The following is a 22,988-nucleotide window of genomic DNA, read 5'->3' as shown; positions in this document are numbered from 1 at the left end:
TTGGATTACAGAGAGCTAAGCCTTGTGGAACAGGAGAAACCGCTTCGGTCGCTGCCGAAACGGTTTTCATTATCATACATTACATTTAAATATTATTTATTCAGTTATTCTTTAACACTACCCAAGTTTAATCCTACCACGAAGTACTTCTGCAAAAAAGGGTATACGAACAAAATTGGCACGGCAGTTACAATGGTGATGGCTGCACGGATGGAAGCCGGTGTCACCAGGGCCTGCATCTGATTGTGCTGATTACCTGCCAGCGCAGAAGGATCGTTGTTCGTGCTCATGGTGGAACCGAGCAGCTTCATCATTTCATATTGCAGTGTGCTTAGCTTGATATCCGATGATGCGTACAGGAACGTATCAAACCAGGAGTTCCATGCGCCTACGGCGATGAACAAAGCAACCGTTGCCAGTACGGGCGTACATAGCGGGAAGATGATTTTCCAGAAGATTCTGAAATCTCCCGCCCCGTCGATTTTCGCCGACTCTGTGAGGCTTCCTGGAAGGGACCGGATATACGTCCGGAGAATAATCAGGTTGAACGCGCTGACCAAACTTGGAAGGATATAGACCATAAAGCTATGAAGCAGTCCTAACTCTTTAATAAGGAAGTAATTCGGAATCAGTCCGGCATTGAAATACATAGTCAGGATGAACAGCATACTTATTTTTTTACGGAAAATGTATTGCTGCTGCGCCAGTGTATACGCCAGCATCGTAGTCAGAAAAACGCCGAATAACGTTGAGAGCACCGTACGGGACACAGAGATAAAAGCGGCGTGGTAGATCGTCCCTGTAATAAAGACGGCTCTGTAGTTCTCCATGGTCCAGGCACGGGGCCAGAAATATATTCCACCGGCAAGAGTGTCACTGCCGTCATTAAAAGAAACAGCGATCGTGTGGAGGAATGGATAGAGCGTGATGGCAACCACAAAGAGCATAAATATCGTATTGATCGTATGAAATACCACAGGCTCAATGCGGCCTGAACTTTTCGTCACAGCTTTCATGTGGGCTTCCTCCTCTATACTAATCGCTCTTCGCCGAGGCGTTTTGCGACATAATTTGCGATGAATACGAGAATGACACTGACGATGGTTTTGAAGATCCCTGCCGCCGTAGCCAGTGAATAATTCCCCATAGAAATACCATACTTCACTACAAAGATATCAATGGTTTGCGACCAGTCCACAGTAAGCCCGTTACCGAGCAAGTATTGGAGTTCAAAGCCGGCATCCAGAATATGTCCAATGTTCATAATGAGCAAAATAACAAATGTGGCTTTAATTCCCGGAAGAGTGACATAGCGCATCTTCTGAAAACGTTTGGCGCCGTCAATGGACGCTGCCTCATATAGAGAAGGATCGATCGAGGTAATGGCTGCCAGATAAATGATGGTACCCCAGCCTACCTCTTTCCACACGTTCGAAGCCCCGATAATGCCCCAGAAATATTTCCCTTCACTGAGCCACATAATCGGTTCTTTAATTAAGTGAAGCTTCATTAAGACGATATTGACAATTCCGTCATCGATCGACAGCGAAGTGGCAACGATGCCCGCTGCGATAACCCAGGACAAAAAGTGCGGCAAATACGAAATCGATTGAACAACACGTTTGAAAAACTTGACTTTGATCTCATTTAGCAGCAAGGCCAGACCGATTGCCGTAACCGTACCAAGCACAAGGTTAATAAAGCTCATGGCGATCGTGTTGCGCAGCACCATCATAAAGGTCTCATCTGAAAATAGAAATTTGAACTGCTGCAAGCCAACCCATTCCTGCTTAGCGAAGGAAAGTGCCGGACGGTAGTTCTGAAAGGCCATTACCCAGCCCCAAATGGGAGCATAGTTAAAGATAATTAAATAAATGGCAATCGGTACAGACATAAAAATGAGCTGCTTCTGCATTTTAAGCGTCTTCCAGCTTAAACTTACACCGATTTCCGGATCAACTTTGCGTTTTCTGGTCTTCTGTGTTTTGACCTGTTTGTCCAGTACGGCATCAGACATTAGCGTTTCCCTCCTGTAAGATCATTCTCACCCAACCATCCGTATTGATGAAGAGCGGGAAACCCTGTTTCCCGCTCCATTCTAAGTCTTGAATTCGACTACTTCACACTCCAGTTTTTAATGCGCTGTTGGATACCTTCATTTATCCGGTCTTCATAAGCCTTGATGTCGAGCTTATGAATATGGTCGACATAATCCTTCCAGACCCCTTCGAAATCAGCCGGACTTGCCATAATGGCCTTCGGCAAATATTTGATCTGAAGGTCATTCAGCTTGGACTGCGCAAGCTTGGCTGCCGAACCGTCCTTAAGAACGATGGAGTAAGCAGGGAAGTAGATATAATTTTCTTTCGGTTCCTTGAAGAATTCGGACCATGTTTTCTTGTTATACGCTTTCAGGATTTTCTGATCAGAAGGTTTCAGACTGTCGAAGAATTCCTGCGGCTGAGTTCCGGCATCAGCTGCATTCCCGTCGCTGTAGGTACCTTGAATTTTCGGCATATAACCAAACATAGTCGTGATTTTGTTAGCCAACTGCCAGCTTGTTTGATCTGCATTCGCCCGCTCTTCCGGTGTCCGGTAGAACGTGCCGTCTTCCTTCACTTCATAGTCTTCGCCTTTGATTCCCCATTGGAGAGTTTTCTGCCAATCTTCTGTAATCATCTGATCCAAGAATTTGATAATCCGGACAGGGTCCTTGGCATTGATCGAGATCCCTAATCCGCGGTTGGTGCCGACCGCTCCGCGGTCACGATACCATTCCTCAGCGCCCGGATAGAGCAGAGGGAAGCCGATATACGTATTTTCTCTTTTGCCTTGAGAGATCAAAGAGGTTTCTCCATCCTGGAAGTTCCAGTGCTGGTCAAACATACCGATGACCTTGCCGCTTGCGATTTTGGCCAGGTACTGGTCGTAGTTTTGTACGAAAGCTTCTTTGTCCATCAAACCTTGAGCGTTAATTTCATTAAGCTTCTTATAATAGGTCTTGGAAATATCCTTATCGGCAAAAATCTGCGCTTTGTTGTTGTCTACAATAACGCCCCCGTCATTCGGATGGCCCGCCAAGTGCTCAGGAGCATTCTGAAGCGGGAATACACGCCAGTCGAAGTTGAGCGATTCAAATCCGATCATATCCGGGTGTTTGGCTTTATATTTAGCGATAATATCGAAATACTCATCCAGAGTCTTAGGCGTTGGATATCCCATTTCCTCAAGCACAGCTTTTTGAAGCCAGAAGCCTGGTCCCTGGTAAGTCGGTTCGGTAATTTTACCTTGATATACACCATAGCTTGGCAAAACGTAGATATGTCCGTCGGTCTCATCCTTGATCTGATTCCAGACCGCGGCATAATGTTTTTTCAGGTTAGGAGCATACTTTTCAATCAAATCTTCAAGCGGAATGTATGCTTTGGCATTGAGTAATTTGTCATCGCCCGACATAAGGTCCGGGTAGTCTCCTCCGGCAATCATAACCCCCAGCTTCTGCTGCAGGTCACCCACCAGAAGCTCCGTTTTGAAGCTGACACCGGTCTTTTCTTTAATCAGTTTGAGAATCTTGTTGTCCTCCGTAGGCGTCTGCCCGGGACTGGCCAAAAATACCGAGAATGTTGCCGGAGCATTGTCGTCTCCATTTGCCGCTGGGCTTGCTGTTGTTCCCCCATTGGCCGTGTTGCTGTTCGCGTTGTTTGAACTACAGCCTGTCAGTGCCAGAGCAAGCGCGAATGTACCAACTGCTAATGCCCGGGCGGAACGTTTTGCCTTTTTATGCATTTTGTTATGCCTCCCCTTTTTGGCTAGTTGCTTTTTGTTTGCTGTTAATCACCTGGTGACATCTATAATTATATCTTTCGAGAATGCGCTTACAATTCATAAACTATAGTTCTTCCCCCCTAAAAATACGACTGACAGTTCCTTCCTATTCATCCCTAACGGGTGAACATATAAGAGCATCCCGCTTCTCCTGCGAACGAAATGGAGTCAAGACCGGGAGCCTCCAGGCAGCAAGGACCCGACACCGTGCAAGTCACAACTGCTTCCGTAACCAGACCTTCCTCCCAGGCAAAATCGAGGGTATATCCGCCGCGGGCCCGTAGACCCTTGACGCTTCCCTTGCTCCAGCACTGCGGCAAAGCGGGTAGCAGCCTGATTGTCTCGGTATGACTTTGCAGCAGCATCTCAGCAATCCCCGCCGCTCCTCCAAAATTACCGTCAATCTGAAACGGAGGGTGGTTGTCAAACAGGTTAGGCAATGTAGAATGCTCCAATAGAGCGCGTACGTTGGCGTAGGCTTCACCCTGATCCTTCAATCTGGCCCAAAAGTTAATGATCCATGCCCGGCTCCAGCCGGTGTGGCCGCCGCCGCCGGCAAGCCGCCGCTCTAGTGTCGTCCGGGCGGCTTCAGCCAGCTCAGGCGTATGCTCCATGCTAAAGGCATCGCCGGGATAAAGTGCAAAAAGATGAGAAATGTGACGGTGCCCCGGCTCAACCTCTTCATAATCCTCCATCCACTCCTGAATCTGGCCATACTTCCCGATTTGCGGTTTGGGAATACGCTCCAGAGCGGCGGCGAGTTCTCCGCGGAACGCCTCATCCCTGCCGATAATCTCCGCACTGCGGATGCAGGCTCCAAACAGTGCATCTATAATCTGATAATCCATCGATGCTCCGGCGCAGAGCACCCCAGACTCTCCGCCCGGCAGTTTGTACGTATTCTCAGGGGAAACGGACGGGCAGGTAATTAGCCGGCCTTCGGCGTCTTCTATCAAATAATCAAGCAGGAACCAGGCCGCCTCCTTCATCGTCTCATACACCTGCCCCAGAAAAGAACGATCCTGGCTGAACTGGTAATGCTCCCAAAGATGCAGGCACAGCCATGCAGCGCCAAGCGGCCAGAAGGAAGCGGGCAGGTAGGTATCCTGCGGAGCCGTATCTGCCCAGATATCGGTATTATGATGCGCGGTGAATCCCCGGCAGCCGTACATGACCCTGGCCGTGACCCTCCCTGGCTCCCGCATCCGCTCGATCAGATCAAACAGTGGCTCATGGCATTCAGCCAGGTTGCAAATCTCTGCGGGCCAATAATTCATTTGTGCGTTGATATTGATCGTGAATTTGCTGTCCCAGGCCGGGGTGAAGCTGTCATTCCAGATCCCCTGCAGATTCGCGGGCAAGGAGCCTTGGCGGCTGGAGGCGATAAGCAAATAGCGGCCATACTGGAAATAGGCTGCTATCAGTCCGTTGTCTTCTTCTCCCTTACGAAACAGTTCCAGCCGTTCGTCGGTTGGTAATGTACGTTTGTGTGAGATCTCCGGAAGTGTCAGCTCCACACGTCCGAATAATTCACGGTAATCCGAGATATGCCGGGCCAGCAACTCTTCATAGGGAACCCGGCTCACCTTTTCCAACTGTCTTTTTGCGTAAAGCTCTGGATCGGTGTGACGGAACGAAGTTCCTGCGGCAAGCAGCAACGTAACCGAGCTTGCACCTTCCACAAGCAAATACTCGCCAAGGGTCCGGCAAATGCCGTTTTCCGTCACCGCCTTCAAGACAGCGGCAAAAGAGCTGCCTCCCTTACCGCCACATTCACCATTCATAGCCAGCCCGCTGTTCTGCCACTTCTCTGTTTTCTCAAGATATCTCCAGTTGTGGCGGTTAAACCTGGCCTTCAAGAAAAGCCCATCCTTATTATCGGTAGAAATTCGGATGGCAATGACTTGATCCGGATAGCTTGCAAACATCTCTCGGGTATACCAAACCTCGCCGATCCGGTATCTAACCCGGGACACGCCGCTCTCCAAATCAAGCTCTCTTCTGTAGTCTTCGGCCGGCTGTCTGTGGCCGCCAAAGGACAGCAGCAGTTCTCCAAGCGGCAAATAATGCCGCTGCGCTTCGGGAAGGCCTGCCATCGACATTGCAGCCAGTTCCTCCGCCTCCCGGAGCCTTCCCTCCAAAATCAGCTTACGAATTTCGTTCAAATGAGGCAGTGCGTCCCCGTTGTTGCGGTCACGCGGACCACCATACCATACAGAATCCTCATTAAGTTGCAGCTTCTCCTCGGCTACACCGCCAAAAATCATAGCGCCGAGCCGCCCGTTTCCAATCGGCAAAGCCTCATTCCATTCTTCCGCTTGTTGTCTGTACCACAATTGCTGCTTATGCTCCATGCTTGTCATGTTTGTTACACTCCTCCAACGACTTCTTAGTTGGTTCTAGATATTTCTCTAGATAAAAAAGGCAACACTGGAGTATACCCCGAGTGCTGCTTTCTTTAATACAATCCAATCAGATTTCCATGGGTTTATTCCAAAGTAAAAGAAGCCAGACTGGGGCCGCCATTGCCGGTATACGTGAAATATAGCGCTTGTACACCGTCCGGAATCGCCATATCAGCGGAGTATTCCTTCCAGACATTCGTAGAATTTACCGGTATCCGTCCAAGGGCTGGTCCGTCCCACGACGTTTTCACTTCAAAGGCACCCTTGCAATATCCGCGCACCTTGATTTTGACTTTCTGGATTCCCTCGCAATTAAAATATTTAAACCCGGCGGTAGCGGAATCTGTCATATTTGCGATATAACCGATCTCCACATCCCCATCCCTGCCGTCCTGGGTAATCTTCGGGAATCGGCTATCCATCCATGCTCCGGAAGGACCGAAGCCCCCGGTATAGATTTCCTCATCCTTACAGAATAAATGGCACGCCAGGTATGCCGGATATTCTCCCCGGCCTTCAAGCGGGCCACCGTTCGAACCGCAGGATGTAATTTCCACCTGGGGGATCGTTCCGTCCCCGCGGAAATCAATCCTCTCGATACAGCCCTGCCGGCAGAACGCAGTCCCGTTGGTGTGCCGATGATAAAAAATGTACCACTCCCCATTGATTTCGACAATACTGCCATGATTATTGCCACCATAATACATCGGCTTGTCCGCCGGTTTGTACGTATCAATATGAAGGTCGCAATTGCTTATAATGACTCCCTGGTACGTGAAGTCTTTAGTGGGATGCTGGCTGGTCGCATAACAGAGTTCATGCATAGCAATCGAGGAATAAATAAGATAATAGGTATCTCCTTTTTTGCGGATCGAGGGAGCCTCAAAAAATTCGTGCCCTTCAAATCCACTCCCCTTGCTGTAGGGTTCACTCGGTGCAACAAATACCGGTTCTTCCAATATAGTTAGCATATCCGGGCCAAGCACCGTAGCCATGGCGCCACTTCTGGATGTATCCCTGATGCCACAGAAGCCGGTGTACAGGTAGGTTTTCTCCCCTTCTGTCAGCACCCCTGGATCAAACTGCGGCTCGTCGCCTTCTCTTTCCCCTAAGCGCGTTCCATCGGCATATCTCACATAGCCGTAGAACTCATACTTGCCGCCCGGCGTATCGCAGACTGCTACCGAAACAACCGGAACCTTATCTAGAACATAGTAGAGATAGTACCGCCCGTCTGGCCCAACCGTGATATCGGGAGCATACAGACACATGTTTCCTTCATGATTAAGCGGGTCATCTGTAGTCTGGTAGATCACACCCTCATACCGCCAGTCGGCCAGATTATCCTCCGGTGCAGACCAGCACACATAGTCATTCAAGCAAAAGACGTGTCCGTTAAAACGGTCATGCGAGCCATATACATACACTCTGCCTTCGAATACATACGGTTCACCATCAGGGATGTACTCCCAAGACGGGAGATACGGATTTAATCCTTGTTTTTTTGTCATTGCCGTTTCATCCTTGTCATTTATTAAATTTGTCTATAAATTGCTCCTTCGTCCACTACAGTATAGGAAGCGGATGAACTGAAGTCCATGACATATAGCCACAAAACATTGATCTATTCTGATATTAGGAAAGATCTTATGCGAATGAATTAATGGAGTGGATAACCTATCCTAATCACCAATAATAATTAAGGAAAACGCTTTAATTTCTATACCTCCAGTTATGTTATGCTTTGAAAAACCAAATTTAATGGAGGATCATGATGGAAATCTTCAACGAGGGCTCTTTTTATACGGAAAAATACAGAAACCTGTTCAGTGAGAACGGAGTGCCGGAAGCAGCGATCCGTAAGAAGCTTGACGACACATGGAATGAATTATTCTATGGAGCACCCGATGTACGGATCTACCATCCCATGGGTGAAGATAAGGGATATATCGTAGATACCGGCAATACAGACGTGCGGACAGAAGGTATGTCGTATGGAATGATGATGGCTGTTCAAATGGACAAGAAGGAAGAGTTCGACCGGCTGTGGAAGTTCGCCAAGGTATATATGCAGCATACAGAAGGCCGTTACAAGGATTATTTTGCCTGGCACTGTAAACTGGATGGAACCCGGCTATCGCCCGGTCCCGCGCCGGACGGGGAAGAGTTTTTCGCAATGGCGCTGTTTTTCGCCTCGAGTCGTTGGGGTGACGGCGCTGAACCGTTCAACTATTCCGAGCAGGCCAGAATTATTCTCCGGGCTTGTGTTCATAAAGGGGAAGACGGGGAAGGCGATCCAATGTGGGACCCAGCGACCAAGCTGATTAAATTTATTCCTGAAACCCCTTTCAGTGATCCCTCCTACCATCTGCCGCATTTCTATGAATTATTTGCCCTGCAAGCAGATGAACAGGATAGAGCCTTTTGGAAAGAAGCCGCGGCCAAGAGCAGAGCCTATTTACAAACAGCATGTCATCCGGCTACCGGCCTTTCTCCCGAATATGCCAACTATGACGGAACTCCTGCTGAACCCCAGCCGCATGGAGACTTCCGTCACTTCTTCAGTGATTCTTACCGGGTTGCAGCCAACATCGGGCTTGATTATGAATGGTTCCGTAGCGACCCTTGGCAGGTGGGACAGTCCAACCGGATCCAAGCCTTTTTCCGGGATATTGAAATAAGCGATTACCGGCGCTACACTGTTGACGGCCAGCCTTTTGAGGAGCTATCCCTGCACCCCATTGGCCTTCTGTCGACGCTGGCCATGGCCTCGCTCGCTGCCGACGGGCCAGATGCCGGCCACTTCGTCAAGCTGTTCTGGAATACTCCGCTTCGTACCGGTGACCGCCGGTATTACGACAACTGCCTATACTTCTTCAGCTTGCTGGCACTGAGCGGAAACTACCGCATTTATTTATAAATATTAACTAGAGATCACTCCTTGGATATAAGGGAAGCACCGCTTTCCATCTTCTAAGGAGTGATTTTTTTTGCCTTTATCACGCATAAAGCTCAAGATAAAAAAGACGTAACAAAGCCTTTTCTTGAATAAATAAAAAAAATCAACCCATTCATGTCCATGAGTTGATTGCGTATATGTCCTGATCAGCCGTTATTAGGATATTGCGCTGAATATTCTAATATCAATCCCTGACTCTGTGAAATGCCCTTCCCCAACCAGTACACTGCCATTCAGGAAGGACAATGCCTTGCTATCTGTAATCACTTTGGGGGATGTGCGAAAAAAACCAATTTCCTGCTTCTTGCTGAGATCCCCGTTATTTTCAATATAGATTTTGCAGGGCTGCCCGGTATAGTCCTTTCCTTCCAGCATGTACCTTGCCGATAGGCTATGTCTGTCCCCGAATCTCCCGATGATTTGAGTATCTACCCCACCTTCAAGAACGATTCCTTCGAAATACTTTCCCGTCACCGTGCCTGTGAAAGAAATCATGACTACGGAATCACCATCATTGTTGCTTAATTCGGACGTTTTCTCTATTTTCACATGTACAGTGAGTACTTTCTCAAATTCCATACGTTTCCTCCTCAGCGCGGCCGGTGTAAGTGAGCAGATAAAAATTTCGCTGTAATGTCAAGCACCTGAGGACTCCAGAAGCCGGGTCCGTGATCTGCGCCTGCCACCTTATAAAATAAAACGTTCTGACCATGCGCTTTCAAAGCTTTGTACATCTCTATACTCTGGTTAATATGTACAACATGGTCACTGTCTCCATGCACGATCAAAAATGGCGGAAGCGCTTTATCAAAATTCTGATGTAAAGGGCTCGCCTTCTTTGCCAGTTCTGTATGTTCCTTTACTTTACCGCCAATCAACAAGGCTTCAGGAGAATCGGCTGCATCATGGTCCAGAATATGATTATACTTCCCTAAGGTCAGCAGATCCGTGACCCCATAATAATCGATAACTGCGCTGACTTCGTCTGACTGCTCACTGTAAAGACCATTATCATACTCACCCATGGTAAGTCCTGTCATTAAAGAGAGGTGTCCGCCTGATGAATCCCCCCATACCGCTACCCGGTCTACATCAATACCGTACTCCTCTGCATGCTTACGCATGAAACGGATCGCACATTTCACATCCTCAACGGCAGCCGGAAAACGGGCAATATCCGTGTCCCTTATTTCTACACTGGCAACCACATATCCCTTTGCAGCAAGATAAGAGAGATTAGGAATGCCGGAATATACATCCTGTTTTCTCCATGCAGAACCTTGGATAAAGACGATAAGAGGAAATTTATATCCACTGCGGCTTGGAGCAATAATCTGCAGTTTTCTGTCCAATTCGCCGTATGTTGCATACACTACATCAGGGCGGTACGTACAAGAATAATAGGAGCCTCCTTCTGCATAATCCCCATACAGAATCTGTGTTCCTTCAGGGGTTTCATGGGCTGCGATATCGGCTGCTTTAGGATCCACTAGCAACATCTCCTTGTATGTAATAGTAGCAGTTCTAAATCCATCTCTATCAAGTAGAGTATCATATTCGTGTAGGAAATAGTATTACGATAGTCAACTCATATACCGCTACATATAAACAAAAGCAACTCATCCGAAGACAAGTCGCCTTTTGTTTTTTTAGGTGCGCACTTCATATTACAATGCGTCTCTTTTCATGCGAAGACCGATAAATAATAATCCCAGCAAGCTGCTAAGGGCGACAAAGGGGACAGCCGAGCTGTACAGATTTCCGAAGCCTTCTGCCATTGTCTTTTTGGAATAGGGCTTGATGTCACTGGCGAACTGATTAATCTCCTTCGTAATCTCGTTAATTTTGAGGTCTACACTTGCAGTGACCGCCTCGGTAATCTTCTCCTTGGACGCTACACGCTGGGCTACAGGAAGTTTTTTCATTTCGCTAGCTACATTATCGTCGATCAAAGCTTTTCTCTGGGCTTCAGGGAAGACGTAACCTGTGTGATTCTGCACCGTAGATGATTTGGAGGATTGCAGTGAGCTCTGTTTCATCTGCTGCTTAAATGTAGCAAAAATCTGTTCCTTGGCAGACGAATCGACATCGATCTGTGCTATTCTGGATTGGGCAACCTCTAATACCTTGTTCTCTTGAACTTTCAAGTTATGCGTCAGCCCGGACACAAAGATAGCAATTGCCAGTACAATCCCCAACTGCCGGAGCACAGACAACACACTCTGTGAAGCGGTGAGCAATTCCCCCTCAAAATTAGAAGCCCCCATCTCCGTCATAGGACCCACTATTAAGCCGAATCCTACGCCTAGCATGGAGCTAAGGCCAATGATAGTGGAGGATTGAGAATCCAGATTCAGATCTCTCAGCAGCAGATAAGCACCGGCCATGACAATAAAACCGGCTATAATCATGAACTGCGCTCCAATCTTGCGCATAATAAGCGAAGACATCGGCGCAAAGATGAAAATCATCGCAGAGATCGGCGTTACCAGCAGGGCTGCTTTAAATTCAGTCTTTCCCTGAATCCGTGTTAAGAATGTCGGCAGCAGAACCGTGACCCCAATCAGAAAAATATTGGACATTACCGTTGTAATGGCTGCTCCCGAAAAGATACGGTCCTTAAACAGTTCCAGCCGGATCATCGGATTCTGCACCTTGCTCTCCACGAATAGAAACAAGGCCAATGCTATAAAACTGACAGCATAACATGCCCAGGACAACGTAGAGGTCCATCCCCATGAGTCGCCTTTAACCAAGACAAGGGTCATTAAAAAGATGGAAATCGAGGAGAAGATTACGCCCAGCCAGTCAATCTTAACCTGCACCCGCGGTTCATTACGGAGCGGAAGCAGAAAGAAGCAGGCCATGATGCCAAGCAGACATAACGGCACATTCACCCAGAATACCCAGGTCCAGTTCAGATATTGGGTGATCATGCCCCCGATTGTAGGACCGATGGCTGCGGAGAACCCTTGGGTGACGCCAAGCATTCCAAGCGCTATACCTCTTTTCTCCAGCGGGACCGCAGAGACCCCAATAATCATACTGATAGGAAAGAGAATGGCTGCACCAATGCTTTGTGTGAATCTGGATAGTATCAAAGCATCACCTGTGGTCGCGAACGCGCAAAGCGCCGAGCCAACGCCGAAAATAAGCAGACCGAGCACATAAAACTTGCCTTTCCCGTATATTTCCGCCACCCGCCCAAGCGGTATGGAGAGAACAGCGATAGAGATGGTATATGCATTGAGCACCCATGACATTTTATCCAGTGACTCATGAATATCCATTTGAATCGCCGGAAGCGTAATATTCATAATGGTTGTATCGATCATGCACAGGAATATCCCCAGACACATAAGGGCAACAACCTTGATTCCCTTCTGCTTCTCCCTCTTTAGTACTGCCTGTTCAACCTCAAGCATTTAATATAAACCCTCCTCCAATAGAGTAAACATTTGGCCATGTCCAGGGCAAACCAGTAATGAAGGGCGCAATCCTAACAAGCGCCGGTAGGACTTCAGCAGATCCGACGCATCTCCTGTCAAGTCCACACTTCCCATGCGCCCCTTGAACATTACATCCCCTGGAAACAAATAATGTTCACTTAAAATACTGATGCAACCCTCCGTATGCCCTGGAGTATGCATAATAGCCAGTTTCATGCCTCCAACTGTTAATTCATCATTCTCATCTACATACCGGTCCGGAACAGAAAAATGCTGCGGAGAACCCGCCATTTGCGATCCGTTAAGCAGTGGAGAATCAAGCAAAGGTTCATCCAGCTTGTGCATGACTATCGCCGCACCGGTTGATTGACGCAATCGTTCCATAGCAAATATATGATCCACATGGCCATGCGTGATCAGAATATGCCGGATATTAAGCTGTGACTTTTGCACAGCAGAATAGATCTTATCAAAGCTTGAACCGGGATCAATAATGACGCCTTCACCCTGATGGCCTAGAATATAGCAGTTGGAATCAAAGATACCCCGGCCAATCCTTTGAAAATAAATGCCTGCCTCATCCGCTTGCAGCTTGAGAGAGAGTGCAGAATCATCTGCACTCTCTCCCATCGCCTTCCAATAGCTAGCTATCGAATACAAATCCGGCTGATCCGACTCGTGCTCTAAGAGCAAAGCGCTTAATGCGGAAGGACTGATTCCTGCAAGGATTTCCTTCAGTAAAGGATAGACATCCTCTTTAGCAACAAGCTTTTGCTGAACTTGCTGCAATATATACTGAGTCATATCGGCAGTTGAAGACATTACACTTCACTCTTGAGAACATTCAATGTTCCCAGCCCTTCCTTAACGGAAATTTCTCCCGCTTCTACAGCATCCAGCAAGGTAAATAATTGATCTGCAGATGCTTGTGGCTCCAGCTTGGAAGCTATATAGCGGGCTTGATCAGCAATTGTCGGATACGAAAAGACGTCAGACACATCCATTACACCCGGGAATGCGGTGTTAATCTGTTTATGTAACTGTATGGACAGTATCGAGTCTCCACCCAAATTATTAAATTGCTCCCCAACATCCAACACATCCAAGTCAAGTACCTCTGCCCAGATGAGGGTTAATTTTTTTTCAACATCGGTAAGTTCGCCTTTACCTTTAACCGTAATCTGCTCCCATACCTTCTGGGTCGAGGAAGCCTTTTTCTTGCCTTTGAGAAGAACCGCATTCTTCTCCATTTCCGTCCGAATCTCCTGGGATAACCGAATCGGCAGATGATCCATATGTTCCAGAATCAGTGGAGTGTTGACCTCTGCCGGGATGATATGCCCCATTCCATAAAGAAGAGCCATATCCATGATATCCAGAGCATGGGCGGTTGAAATAGGCTGAAACATGGATTCATCATGAACCGCTCCATAGTCGACAGCCATCCCCGTCTCTTTCCATGAAGGCCAGTTAATTGAAATCGTCCGTCTGCCAAGCTTATTGGCATAGTCGCTGAATGCGTCAAGAAAAAAGTTGGCTGCTGTATAGTCTCCCTGACCCGGGCCACCCATTAGCGAGGCAATCGAAGAAAATTGAATGAAGAAGTCCATCCCGTCTTGCGCAGTCACGCTATGAAGATTCAAGGTTCCCGTCACTTTTGGAGACATAACCGGTACAAGGTCTTTAACTTCCTTATGGATCAAGAATCCATCCCCTGCAACGCCGGCGGCATGGATAACCCCTCTTACTTCTCCGTATTTGCTTCGGAGTCCCGATACAGCAGCTTGCAAAGCCAGACCATCGGCAACGTCTACAGAAATACACTCTACTGTTGAGCCGAGGCGCTCCACTTCAAGCAGAGCAGAAATTTTCCGGCACAACACAGGATCTTCTCCCGCTGCAAGCACCGTCTCCCAATAACTACGTTCAGGAAGAGCGGTTCTGTTAAACAGGGCCAGCCGCACCTTGTTTTTGTGGGCGAGATACTTCGCCATCTCCAATCCCAGTCCGCCAGTCCCTCCTGTTATCAGGTATAGGCCATCCCTCCGGATCTCAAGGGACTGCTGTTCAAGCTGTTCCAGATTAAGCATTCCAAATTCCTGAACGTACCGTATACCTTGTCTATAGGCAGTGGAGTAGGCACTACCGGAATGATCAAGCTCAAGCATCAACTGCTCTATCGGCAGCTCGCTATCCAGGTCCAAAGAACGTGTCTGCATATGCTCATATTCGTCTTTCAACACCTTTCCCAGACCGAAAGCCGCTGCAAGCAGTGGATGCAATTCCATTTCGCGGGCATTCACTTCATGTACATTCCTCCCAATGAGCACAATATCAAGGGGGCGAGAAACCTTGTTGAGCAGAAGAGCCTTCACTAGCTGGAACACGGCGATCATCTCATTGTAAGGATTATCCACCACAGTGTATAGTGTATTTATCTCTCTTTTCTCCTCAATTGTAAAGAAATTAATAATTTGGGTGAATTCCTCAGTTTGAATCTCTTCGATCAGCCGTAAAATATCTTCATATTTATCAGTTATGGTAAAATGATGGCTATCCTTTTTGTTATATTGGGGACCCCGCCCAACGACAATAACCACACGGCCTTCCTCTTCCATACGTTGAACCAATGAATCACTGTATTGCTTGTTATCGCTGAATACCAGCACATGCTGATGGCGGTTAGGCGTGGTATGTGCCTGCGGCTCTTCGACCCAGTTCAAGACATAAGGCTTCACCTTCTGATTGCTCATTTGCTTGAACTTCACCTGTTCCATCATACTGATGCGTTTAATAGAATAGTCTTCAATTTCAGCAAATACGCGGCCTTCCAAATCCATAAGAACCACGTCATATTCAAGCGTTTCATTGGATTTACGGTGGTTGGTTTTCTTTTGGAAAAAGCTATAGAATTTCTGTGGCATGCGCCCCCGAACGGTGAAGCTTTTGAAGGTAAAAGGCAAATACACGTCTGCCAGCTTTTTAATCATCGGGTTGACGGCATTATCCAGAAGCGACGGGTAGAAAAAGAAGTTATCCATTTCCCCCTCATAATTCTGGGGAATCGATAGCAGCAGCAATGCTGTGTCTTCACTTTCGTCTGTCCGTGCTTTCAGCAGATTATCCCAGCGCTCACTTAAGTGAAATTTCCCGGACACTGAATTGAACGGCTCCATAGGAGGAAATATCGGGCATAATTCCTGAAGGTCGCTTAGGTTTTTGAATTTTTCGGTTGGCTGCTCTATAAGATAGGCCCTGCCTTCTGCATGAACTACCCATGATTTTCCGGATTCCGGCTGACTGGTGACCATAAATCCCACATGATCCCGTTCTTTCTTCAGCACAGTCTGAACTAATCTTGATTCATCGGGCTGGAGGATCAGCGGCGTCAAGAAAACAATGTCCTTAAAATGCAAATCGTTGCTGTTAAAGTATCTGGAGCATGCTTCCCGTCCCCACTCCACGTAGGTCACACCCGGAACAATATGGGCATCCATAAATGTATGATCCTTAAGAATCCAGTGGGATTCTACCGATAATCGGGTTTCAAAGATCAACCGGTCGTAGGAATCGGTCACCACCCGGTCCAGTAGCGGATGCGGGATGTCTTTGGATGTGGCAGTTGGTGCGGCGGACAATACTTTGGAGCCAGCCCAGCAATGCAATTTATCAAAAACATATACGGGAAGCGGCAGCATCTGTCTATTCTGGTCTTTGTACATTTCCGCCCATCTCAGTTCTGCTCCTTGAACATACATTGAACCGAGAAGGCACATTTTGTTCAAACTAGTTCCATCTTCATCCCCTGAGGCCAAGAGCTGATCTGCTTCATTGCTCACACGATAACGCTCCGCATGGCTGAGCGCACCCTCCTTCTCTACGCCCCGGGTTCCGGCAACTGCCGCATTCCCACCATACCAGACCTGCTGAGCGGAAAGCTGCGAGAGGGATGCGGCTCTGGTGATACTCTCCAGTTGATGAAGCAGCTCTTCGCGGCTGCGGAAGACGAGGGCCAACCGGTGGGAGTAATGACCTCTGCCCACGGCTGCTGTATAACAAAAATCCGCCAAAGGGAGTTCTGTCGATTGTTCTACGTAATTACGGTAGCTTTCTACCAGATTTTGAAGGGTCCCCTCGTGAATCGCTGAGATCGGAAGGAAGTACACGGTATCCGCCAGCTCACGGTCCGAAGCTCTCGGAGGCGCTTCTTCAATAATCAAATGCGCATTGGTTCCGCTGAAGCCGAAGGAGCTGATGCCCGCTCTCCGCGGAGCCTGACCCTTCTCCCACTTTCTTTGGATGTCATTCACATACAGCGGGGAATCCGGGAAGTTAATATAGGGGTTAGGCTCCATAAAATGAATGCTGGCCGGCATAATCTTGTGCTTCATGCTTAAAATCACTTTGATTAACGCGGCTACCCCGGAAGCAGCTACGGTGTGACCGATGCTCGTCTTCACGGCTCCAATTCCGCAGAACTGTGCGGCATCCGTGTAACGTCTAAACGCATTGGTGATCCCTTTAATCTCGATCGGGTCCCCAAGAGCCGTACCGGTACCGTGTGCTTCAATATATTGAATCGTCTCAGGCGATATTCCAGCGGCTTCCCACGCCCGGCAGATTACATCTTCCTGAGCTGAAGCGTTAGGTGCTGTAATTCCATTAGAGGCCCCATCGTTATTGATGGCACTGCCTTTAATGACTGCATGGATATTATCTCCGTCTGCCAGCGCCTGGGACAGCGGCTTAAGCAGGACTGCGGCTACAGCTTCTCCCCATACTGTTCCAGTAGCATTGCGATCAAAAGTACGTACCATATGGTCATCTGATTCGACCATATTCAGATCCATTGGTCCGCTTTCTCCTTCAATGGACATGCATTGAACTTGAACTCCACCAGCGACAGCAAAGTCGCATTCCCCCTTACGCAAGGAATCACATGCCAGGTGGATGGACACGAGACCGGCAGAGCAAGCGGTGTCCACAACTATGCTCGGTCCCCGAAAATTATAGAGATAGGAAATCCGGCGGGATAAAATCCCAGGCCAGGAGCCTGTCAGATGCATCGGATCAGGTTCTGTTAGCAGCCTGTATATCGGCAGGTTGGCATGATCCTTTCCCACAAATACTCCGGTACGGGTTCCCATCATTTTTTCCCCGCCATATCCGGCATCCTCGAAGGCTTCATGACAAGTCTGCAAAAATAGTCGCTGTGAGGGGTCCATAAATTTGGCCTCTCGCGGAGATAACTTGAAAAAGGGGGCGTCAAAGGCATCTATCTCGCTCAGAAAGCCGCCAATGCCCGCTACGATTCCACCGTCCTTGTCGGTTTCCATAGAACCACCCGCCAAAATCTCCTGAACAGTTGGGTTGAGCAGCAAAGATTCCCATTTGATGCGGGATTGAGGGAACCTCCCGATACAATTCCGCTCATTCTCCAGATTTTCCCAATACTCATCCAAATTCTCTGCGCCAGGAAATTTTCCTGACATTCCAATGACTGCGATGTCTTCTTCGGCGGACCCGGACGAACCCTGCAGGTCATTAAGCAGTTGCTTGGCCTCCGCTGGTGAAAGCTGCCGGGCGGCCACTTGCTCGAATATATAATTCTGTACCTTTTTCATCGTTTCTCTCCTTCTCCGAATAAGCTACCGGCCATTTCAGCCGAAATCTCGCCTTTCGCCAGACGTTCCAGCACATCATCCATGAATTGTTCCTCCGTACCGGAAACTGCCGAATCACTGACGAGGCGCTGATTTCCTGTTTTGCCGTCAATGAACCTGGACATTTCATGAATGGTAGAGTAGGTAAATACATCGGAAATATCCAGCATGCCCGGGAAAACCAAATCCAGTTCACGCAACAAATGCGTAGCAAGAATGGAGTCTCCGCCCAAGTGATTGAAATGTTCAAAAACGTCTATCTGCTCCAGTCCAAGAACCTTGCCCCAAGCGTTCCCCAGCTTTTGATCAATAGCTGTCCATTCCGCCTCCATTTTTCCTGTAAGCACGACTGGACGGTCCAGCGGCATGGGCTGGCTCTTTCTTTTCGTGGCCCGGCGTGGATTTCGCATCGAATTCACCCTATTGTGCAGCATAGGCAGAGTGACCTCTAATTGCCCGAGCGTTTCCAGATCCAGTTCACCAACAACGATGTTCTCCACCCTGGCATGGAGTATTTCGTCCAGAGCCTCCATCGCTTGGCGGGTCGTAATCGGCAGGAATAGTCCTCTGGCCTCACTTCGGCCGAAATCCGCTGCCATGCCGATTTCCTTCCAGGCTGTCCAGTTAATGCTTACAGTCCTTAGCCCCTTAAGGTTACGAGACTGGGAAAAAGCATCCAGATAAGCGTTCGCTGCAGTATAATCACTTTGACCCGGTGCCCCGGTCAACGAGGTGATACTCGAATAAGTAATAAAGAAATCAAGATCGTCCTGACGCGTCAAACGATCCAAATTCCATGTTCCCCTGGTTTTGGGTTGAAGGGTAGCCGCAAAGTCTTCCTCCTGACGCTGAGACAGAAATCCGTTTCCAGCCATACCCGCACAATGTATGACACCATGAATCGGCCCGTATTTGCTTCGAACCTCCTTCAGCACTTGCTCCAGTTCATTCCCTGACGATACATCGGCATAGTAATAATGGGCTTGTTCTTCCCTCAGGCCAACCATTTCGCTGTTCTTATTCTCTGGCCGCGGATTGCGGCTGATTAGGATCAGGTGCGCCCCGGAACGGGCGGCTAAAAACCGGGCGGCTTCCATTCCCAGACTACCCGTGCCGCCAGTGATCACATACGCTCCGCTATCCTTTATCACCAGTGGTTGTTTTTCTTTTGACGCCACATCTCCCTCTATCAATTGAGGCAGGTAACGGATGTGATTCCGATAAGCAGCTTCATAGGAGTACTCTAAGGGACTGAGAATCTCCTGCACCAAAAGGCCGGCCTGCATCACATCATCAATATCCAGACTGCGGCATTTGATCTGGGGATGCTCCAGCTCAATTCCTTTGAGCAGACCGCACAAAGCGCCATGAAGAGGATTAACGGTCAAGGAGTCGGCCGTTACCGTACGGGCGTAGTCACTAACCAGATTCAACCGGACCGGTTCCGTCCAGCCGTTCTTGAGGAGGGCCCTGATCAGGTAGAACAAGCTGAACAATCCGGTGCTCTCCTGCCCCTGAAATTCTGTAATATCCTTCGGTTCAGTTGCCTCGCCTATAGTCAGCATGTGCAGGACATCTGTTATTCCTTTGCCAGATAAATCCCGGATTAGCCGGTTATATGCCTCCTGGTCCGGGCTTACTTCATACAATCCTTCATGATGCTTGCGATACTCCAACCCGTGTATCACCTCGGTGCATGTTCTACCGGTACGCTTCAGCTCTGCAATTACTTCGTGATTCAGGGGCGAGGATCCCCGGAAAATCAATACCGGACCATTAGTCAGCGGTATAGAAGGCAATGCATCCATGAGGTCAGAACGGCTCCACACCACCTCATGGTATATAGGATTCCGGTTTGCCGGTGCAGAGACCTCACTGACCTTCTTAATCACATAATCCTCAATTTCAGCAAAGACCTGTCCCTCTTCATCCATGAGGACAATATTCCACTTTGCTGTCTCAGCCTGGCCCTGCTGCTGCTTCACGGAAGCATAACTGTAAATCCGGGAAGCGGCACGCCCGTATATCCGCAACGATGTATAAAAAAACGGCAGGAATGTATCACTGCCTGCAATCAAATTCGAGGCATTGATCGCACAGTCCATCATCGACGGGTGCAGCGCATATGTCTCCAGATCACTAATAAAGGAATCTGGCAGCTCCAAATATAGGAGCGTGCTTCCATCATCCCCTGCAAATGCCTTCTTCACAGTATCCCAGCGGGGACCCGTAACGATGACCCCTTGTGTTCTCGGCTCGGAATCCAGATGAATTTCAGCTGATTCTTCCATATATTTGTTGAGATCAAAACGAGGAGGTTTGCTTCCGCCATTAGGAGCCAAGAGGGCTTCAGCGTGTACGATCCAATTCCCGTCGCCGGGATTTTGGCTTGTGGCATAGAAGCGGGCTAATTCCTCTCCTTGCTTTTCGATTACAAAATGTACCTCACGCGTCTCCTCCTGTGCCATCGACAAAGGTGTTAGAAAGGTCATCTCCCTGATCTCCAAATATCTATCAGGGTATTGGCGGATTCCAATTTCCCGTGCAATTTCAAGATAGGCCGTACCCGGCAGCACGTATTGTCCAAAAACCTTGTGTTCTTCCAGCGCCCACAAGTGCTCAGGACTGTAATCGGCGGAATAGATAATAAAGTCCTTAGAGGCAGCAAGTTGGCGTCCGACAAGTGGATGCTCATGTTCTTTCACGGGAGAAGCTGAGCGTTCGAACCATGCACGGCGCTGAATCCAGCAGCGTTTGCGGTTGAACGGGTACGAAGGAAGGCCTGACAATCTGCGAATCCCTTCCTTGTACAACCGCTCCCAACTGATATCCGCCCCCTGAACATAGAGTTCACATAGCAGGTGAAGATCCTCTCCGCTCTGAACCGCACCTAGAGCAGCTTCACCGAGAGAGTTCAACCTTTGCTGTTCTGCTTCGCTCAGCTCTCCTGCCAGACGATGCTCTTTGTTCCTGGAAGCTTCTTTATGAAAGCCGCATAACAGCTTGCCTGCACTGCTGCGGACACCGGCATCCCCCATGGCCAATTCATTCAGACGTGCACACAACTCCTTCTTGTCCTCAAAAAGAATAGCGGCGCGGTGCTCGTAGTGCCCGCGTCCTGTATTAGCCGTATAACACAAGGAATCCAACGGGTAATCCCGTTCCGCCAGCAGCTCTGCATATTCCTCTGCCAATTTAGCCAGCCCGGCCGAATACTGGGCGGATAATGTCAGGATATAGGGCGATACCCCCGGCCCTGCAGCATAACCGGCTGAGGCCGGAAGTGCGGAGGCACCGCCTTTCAAAGGGCTTTCTTCCAAAACCAAATGACAATTAGTACCGCTTAAGCCAAAGGAGTTGATACCGCAGCGGCGGGGCTGCTCCCGCTTATCCCACTTCATGAGGCTGTCATTGACAAATACCGCTGAATTCTCAAAGGAAATTTGCCGGTTAGGCCGGTTAAAGTGAAGGCTTGAGGGGATTTCCCCATGGCGCAGGGCCATCACACACTTCACCAGCCCTGCGATTCCTGCGGAGCTGTCCAGATGCCCTATATTCGTTTTGACTGAACCAACGGCACAGAACTGCTTGCCTGACGCATAAGGCCGGAAAGCCCGGTCAATACCGGAAATTTCGATTGGATCACCTAACCGGGTTCCGGTTCCATGAGCTTCTATATAAGTCACGCTGTTCGGATCAATTCCCGCCTCTCTCCAAGCGCGTTGAATCACTTCTTCCTGGGAGCCTGGGTTCGGAGCGGTAAGTCCAGCCCCTGTTCCGTCCTGGTTCACTGCACTCCCTTTGATGACAGCATAAATATCATCCCCGTCTTCTATGGCCTTTCGCAAAGACTTGAGCATTACGGCGGCAACTCCCTCACCGATACCTGTCCCGTCAGAGCTGTCGTCAAAGGTACGGGCTTGCCCGTCTGAGGATTGAATGCCGATGGCCCATTCCTTCTCCCCCTGCACTGGTGTCAAGAGCACCTTTACGCCACCGGCCAAGGCCTGATCGCATTCTCCATGACGGATGGCCTGGCAGGCTTGATGCACGGCGACAAGTGACGAAGAGCAGGCCGTGTCAATAAGCATGCTTGGGCCCTTCAGATCAAGCAGGTACGCGATCCTGCTTGCTGTAATGGATTTGATATTTCCGGATGTTGCCATGCCGAAGTGCTCCGGCTCATTATGAAGAATATGACGTTTGTATTCGTCATAGAAATCGGTGCTGTAGCCCAAAAATACGCCTGTCCGGCTTCCGTGCAATCTGCCCCCGCCATATCCGGCATCTTCAATCGTCTGCCATGCGGCTTCCAGAAAAAGCCTCTGGTTTGGGTCCATCAGGCTTGCTTCTTTGGGAGAAAGCCGAAACAGTGAGGCATCAAATTGGTCCACTTCCGGCATGAATCCGCCGCGTGTATATTCCAGTGCTGCATCACTGATTCCCAAGGAGCCCATATAACGTATGTAAGGCTCCGCGTCTTTACGGCGCTCTTCGGGGAAGTCGCCAGTCATATCACGGCCGCTGCGCAGGGCTTCCCAGAATTCAGTCAGATTGCCCGCACCGGCAAAACGGCCGGCCATTCCGATAATAGCAATATCCTTCTTGGAGACGTTCATGACACTCTTCTGCATATCCGAACCCGTTTCGGGAGCACAACTTTTCAAATCCGGCCAGTTCATCCTTT

Annotated in this window: 12 protein-coding genes; 1 reads left to right on the top strand and 11 read right to left on the bottom strand. The window is 48.9% G+C overall.

Translation table 11 applies throughout. The annotated features are described in order from the left end of the window. Window positions 1-104 precede the first annotated feature (104 nt). The 5 genes from ACAN54_RS13885 to ACAN54_RS13865 form a co-directional block, all read right to left on the bottom strand. Window positions 105-1,016, bottom strand: coding sequence for a carbohydrate ABC transporter permease (locus ACAN54_RS13885; protein ID WP_379155647.1), 912 nt, complete (start codon window positions 1,014-1,016; stop codon window positions 105-107). Window positions 1,017-1,030: 14 nt separating this feature from the next. Then, the gene (locus ACAN54_RS13880; RefSeq protein WP_379155644.1) at window positions 1,031-2,017 is read right to left on the bottom strand and encodes an ABC transporter permease; all 987 of its coding nucleotides are present in this window, start codon (window positions 2,015-2,017) and stop codon (window positions 1,031-1,033) included. Between the two features lie 98 nt (window positions 2,018-2,115). Then, window positions 2,116-3,786, bottom strand: a complete 1,671-nt coding sequence (locus tag ACAN54_RS13875) for a type 2 periplasmic-binding domain-containing protein (protein ID WP_379155642.1) — start codon at window positions 3,784-3,786, stop codon at window positions 2,116-2,118. 155 nt (window positions 3,787-3,941) lie between these two features. Next, window positions 3,942-6,188: a glycoside hydrolase family 95 protein gene (locus ACAN54_RS13870; protein ID WP_379155639.1), complete on the bottom strand. Its 2,247-nt coding sequence runs from the start codon at window positions 6,186-6,188 to the stop codon at window positions 3,942-3,944. 125 nt (window positions 6,189-6,313) lie between these two features. Continuing rightward, window positions 6,314-7,741, bottom strand: coding sequence for a family 43 glycosylhydrolase (locus tag ACAN54_RS13865; protein ID WP_379155636.1), 1,428 nt, complete (start codon window positions 7,739-7,741; stop codon window positions 6,314-6,316). A gap of 263 nt (window positions 7,742-8,004) precedes the next feature. Between ACAN54_RS13865 and ACAN54_RS13860 the strand changes: the two genes are divergently transcribed. Further along, window positions 8,005-9,150 (top strand): family 8 glycosyl hydrolase, encoded by a 1,146-nt coding sequence (locus ACAN54_RS13860; RefSeq protein ID WP_379155633.1) that lies wholly within the window; start codon window positions 8,005-8,007, stop codon window positions 9,148-9,150. Between the two features lie 195 nt (window positions 9,151-9,345). Here ACAN54_RS13860 and ACAN54_RS13855 read toward each other — a convergent pair whose 3' ends face one another. The 6 genes from ACAN54_RS13855 to ACAN54_RS13830 all read right to left on the bottom strand — a co-directional run bounded on the left by ACAN54_RS13855 (window position 9,346) and on the right by ACAN54_RS13830 (window position 22,983). Continuing rightward, window positions 9,346-9,768 carry a DUF3237 family protein gene (locus ACAN54_RS13855; RefSeq protein ID WP_379155630.1) on the bottom strand — a complete coding sequence of 141 codons (423 nt, stop codon included), beginning with the start codon at window positions 9,766-9,768 and terminating at the stop codon, window positions 9,346-9,348. An 11-nt stretch (window positions 9,769-9,779) separates the two neighbouring features. Then, window positions 9,780-10,679 (bottom strand): alpha/beta hydrolase fold domain-containing protein, encoded by a 900-nt coding sequence (locus tag ACAN54_RS13850; protein ID WP_379155627.1) that lies wholly within the window; start codon window positions 10,677-10,679, stop codon window positions 9,780-9,782. A gap of 177 nt (window positions 10,680-10,856) precedes the next feature. Further along, complete coding sequence (locus ACAN54_RS13845) at window positions 10,857-12,614, bottom strand: MFS transporter (protein WP_379155623.1); 1,758 nt, start codon at window positions 12,612-12,614, stop codon at window positions 10,857-10,859. Continuing rightward, window positions 12,615-13,460 (bottom strand): MBL fold metallo-hydrolase, encoded by an 846-nt coding sequence (locus ACAN54_RS13840; RefSeq protein ID WP_379155620.1) that lies wholly within the window; start codon window positions 13,458-13,460, stop codon window positions 12,615-12,617. It lies immediately after the preceding gene. Continuing rightward, complete coding sequence (locus tag ACAN54_RS13835; RefSeq protein ID WP_379155617.1) at window positions 13,460-18,262, bottom strand: type I polyketide synthase; 4,803 nt, start codon at window positions 18,260-18,262, stop codon at window positions 13,460-13,462. Before ACAN54_RS13835 ends, ACAN54_RS13840 begins: the two co-directional genes overlap by 1 nt. After that, window positions 18,259-22,983 (bottom strand): SDR family NAD(P)-dependent oxidoreductase, encoded by a 4,725-nt coding sequence (locus ACAN54_RS13830; RefSeq protein ID WP_379155614.1) that lies wholly within the window; start codon window positions 22,981-22,983, stop codon window positions 18,259-18,261. The genes ACAN54_RS13835 and ACAN54_RS13830 overlap by 4 nt, the downstream gene beginning before the upstream one ends. Window positions 22,984-22,988 lie beyond the last annotated feature (5 nt).

This window comes from Paenibacillus diazotrophicus (genome assembly GCF_042610465.1).
Note: the sequence above shows the minus strand (reverse complement) of the source record. Positions and strands in the feature narration are given on the sequence as shown.

What these genes read in the sequence shown, in the direction of transcription:
- ACAN54_RS13870 (WP_379155639.1), bottom strand. Translation starts at nt 6,188, where the DNA reads ATGACAAGCATGGAGCATAAGCAGCAATTGTGGTACAGACAACAAGCG.
- ACAN54_RS13885 (WP_379155647.1), bottom strand. Translation starts at nt 1,016, where the DNA reads ATGAAAGCTGTGACGAAAAGTTCAGGCCGCATTGAGCCTGTGGTATTT.
- ACAN54_RS13855 (WP_379155630.1), bottom strand. Translation starts at nt 9,768, where the DNA reads ATGGAATTTGAGAAAGTACTCACTGTACATGTGAAAATAGAGAAAACG.
- ACAN54_RS13865 (WP_379155636.1), bottom strand. Translation starts at nt 7,741, where the DNA reads ATGACAAAAAAACAAGGATTAAATCCGTATCTCCCGTCTTGGGAGTAC.
- ACAN54_RS13830 (WP_379155614.1), bottom strand. Translation starts at nt 22,983, where the DNA reads ATGAACTGGCCGGATTTGAAAAGTTGTGCTCCCGAAACGGGTTCGGAT.
- ACAN54_RS13880 (WP_379155644.1), bottom strand. Translation starts at nt 2,017, where the DNA reads ATGTCTGATGCCGTACTGGACAAACAGGTCAAAACACAGAAGACCAGA.
- ACAN54_RS13845 (WP_379155623.1), bottom strand. Translation starts at nt 12,614, where the DNA reads ATGCTTGAGGTTGAACAGGCAGTACTAAAGAGGGAGAAGCAGAAGGGA.
- ACAN54_RS13860 (WP_379155633.1), top strand. Translation starts at nt 8,005, where the DNA reads ATGGAAATCTTCAACGAGGGCTCTTTTTATACGGAAAAATACAGAAAC.
- ACAN54_RS13875 (WP_379155642.1), bottom strand. Translation starts at nt 3,786, where the DNA reads ATGCATAAAAAGGCAAAACGTTCCGCCCGGGCATTAGCAGTTGGTACA.
- ACAN54_RS13835 (WP_379155617.1), bottom strand. Translation starts at nt 18,262, where the DNA reads ATGAAAAAGGTACAGAATTATATATTCGAGCAAGTGGCCGCCCGGCAG.
- ACAN54_RS13840 (WP_379155620.1), bottom strand. Translation starts at nt 13,460, where the DNA reads ATGTCTTCAACTGCCGATATGACTCAGTATATATTGCAGCAAGTTCAG.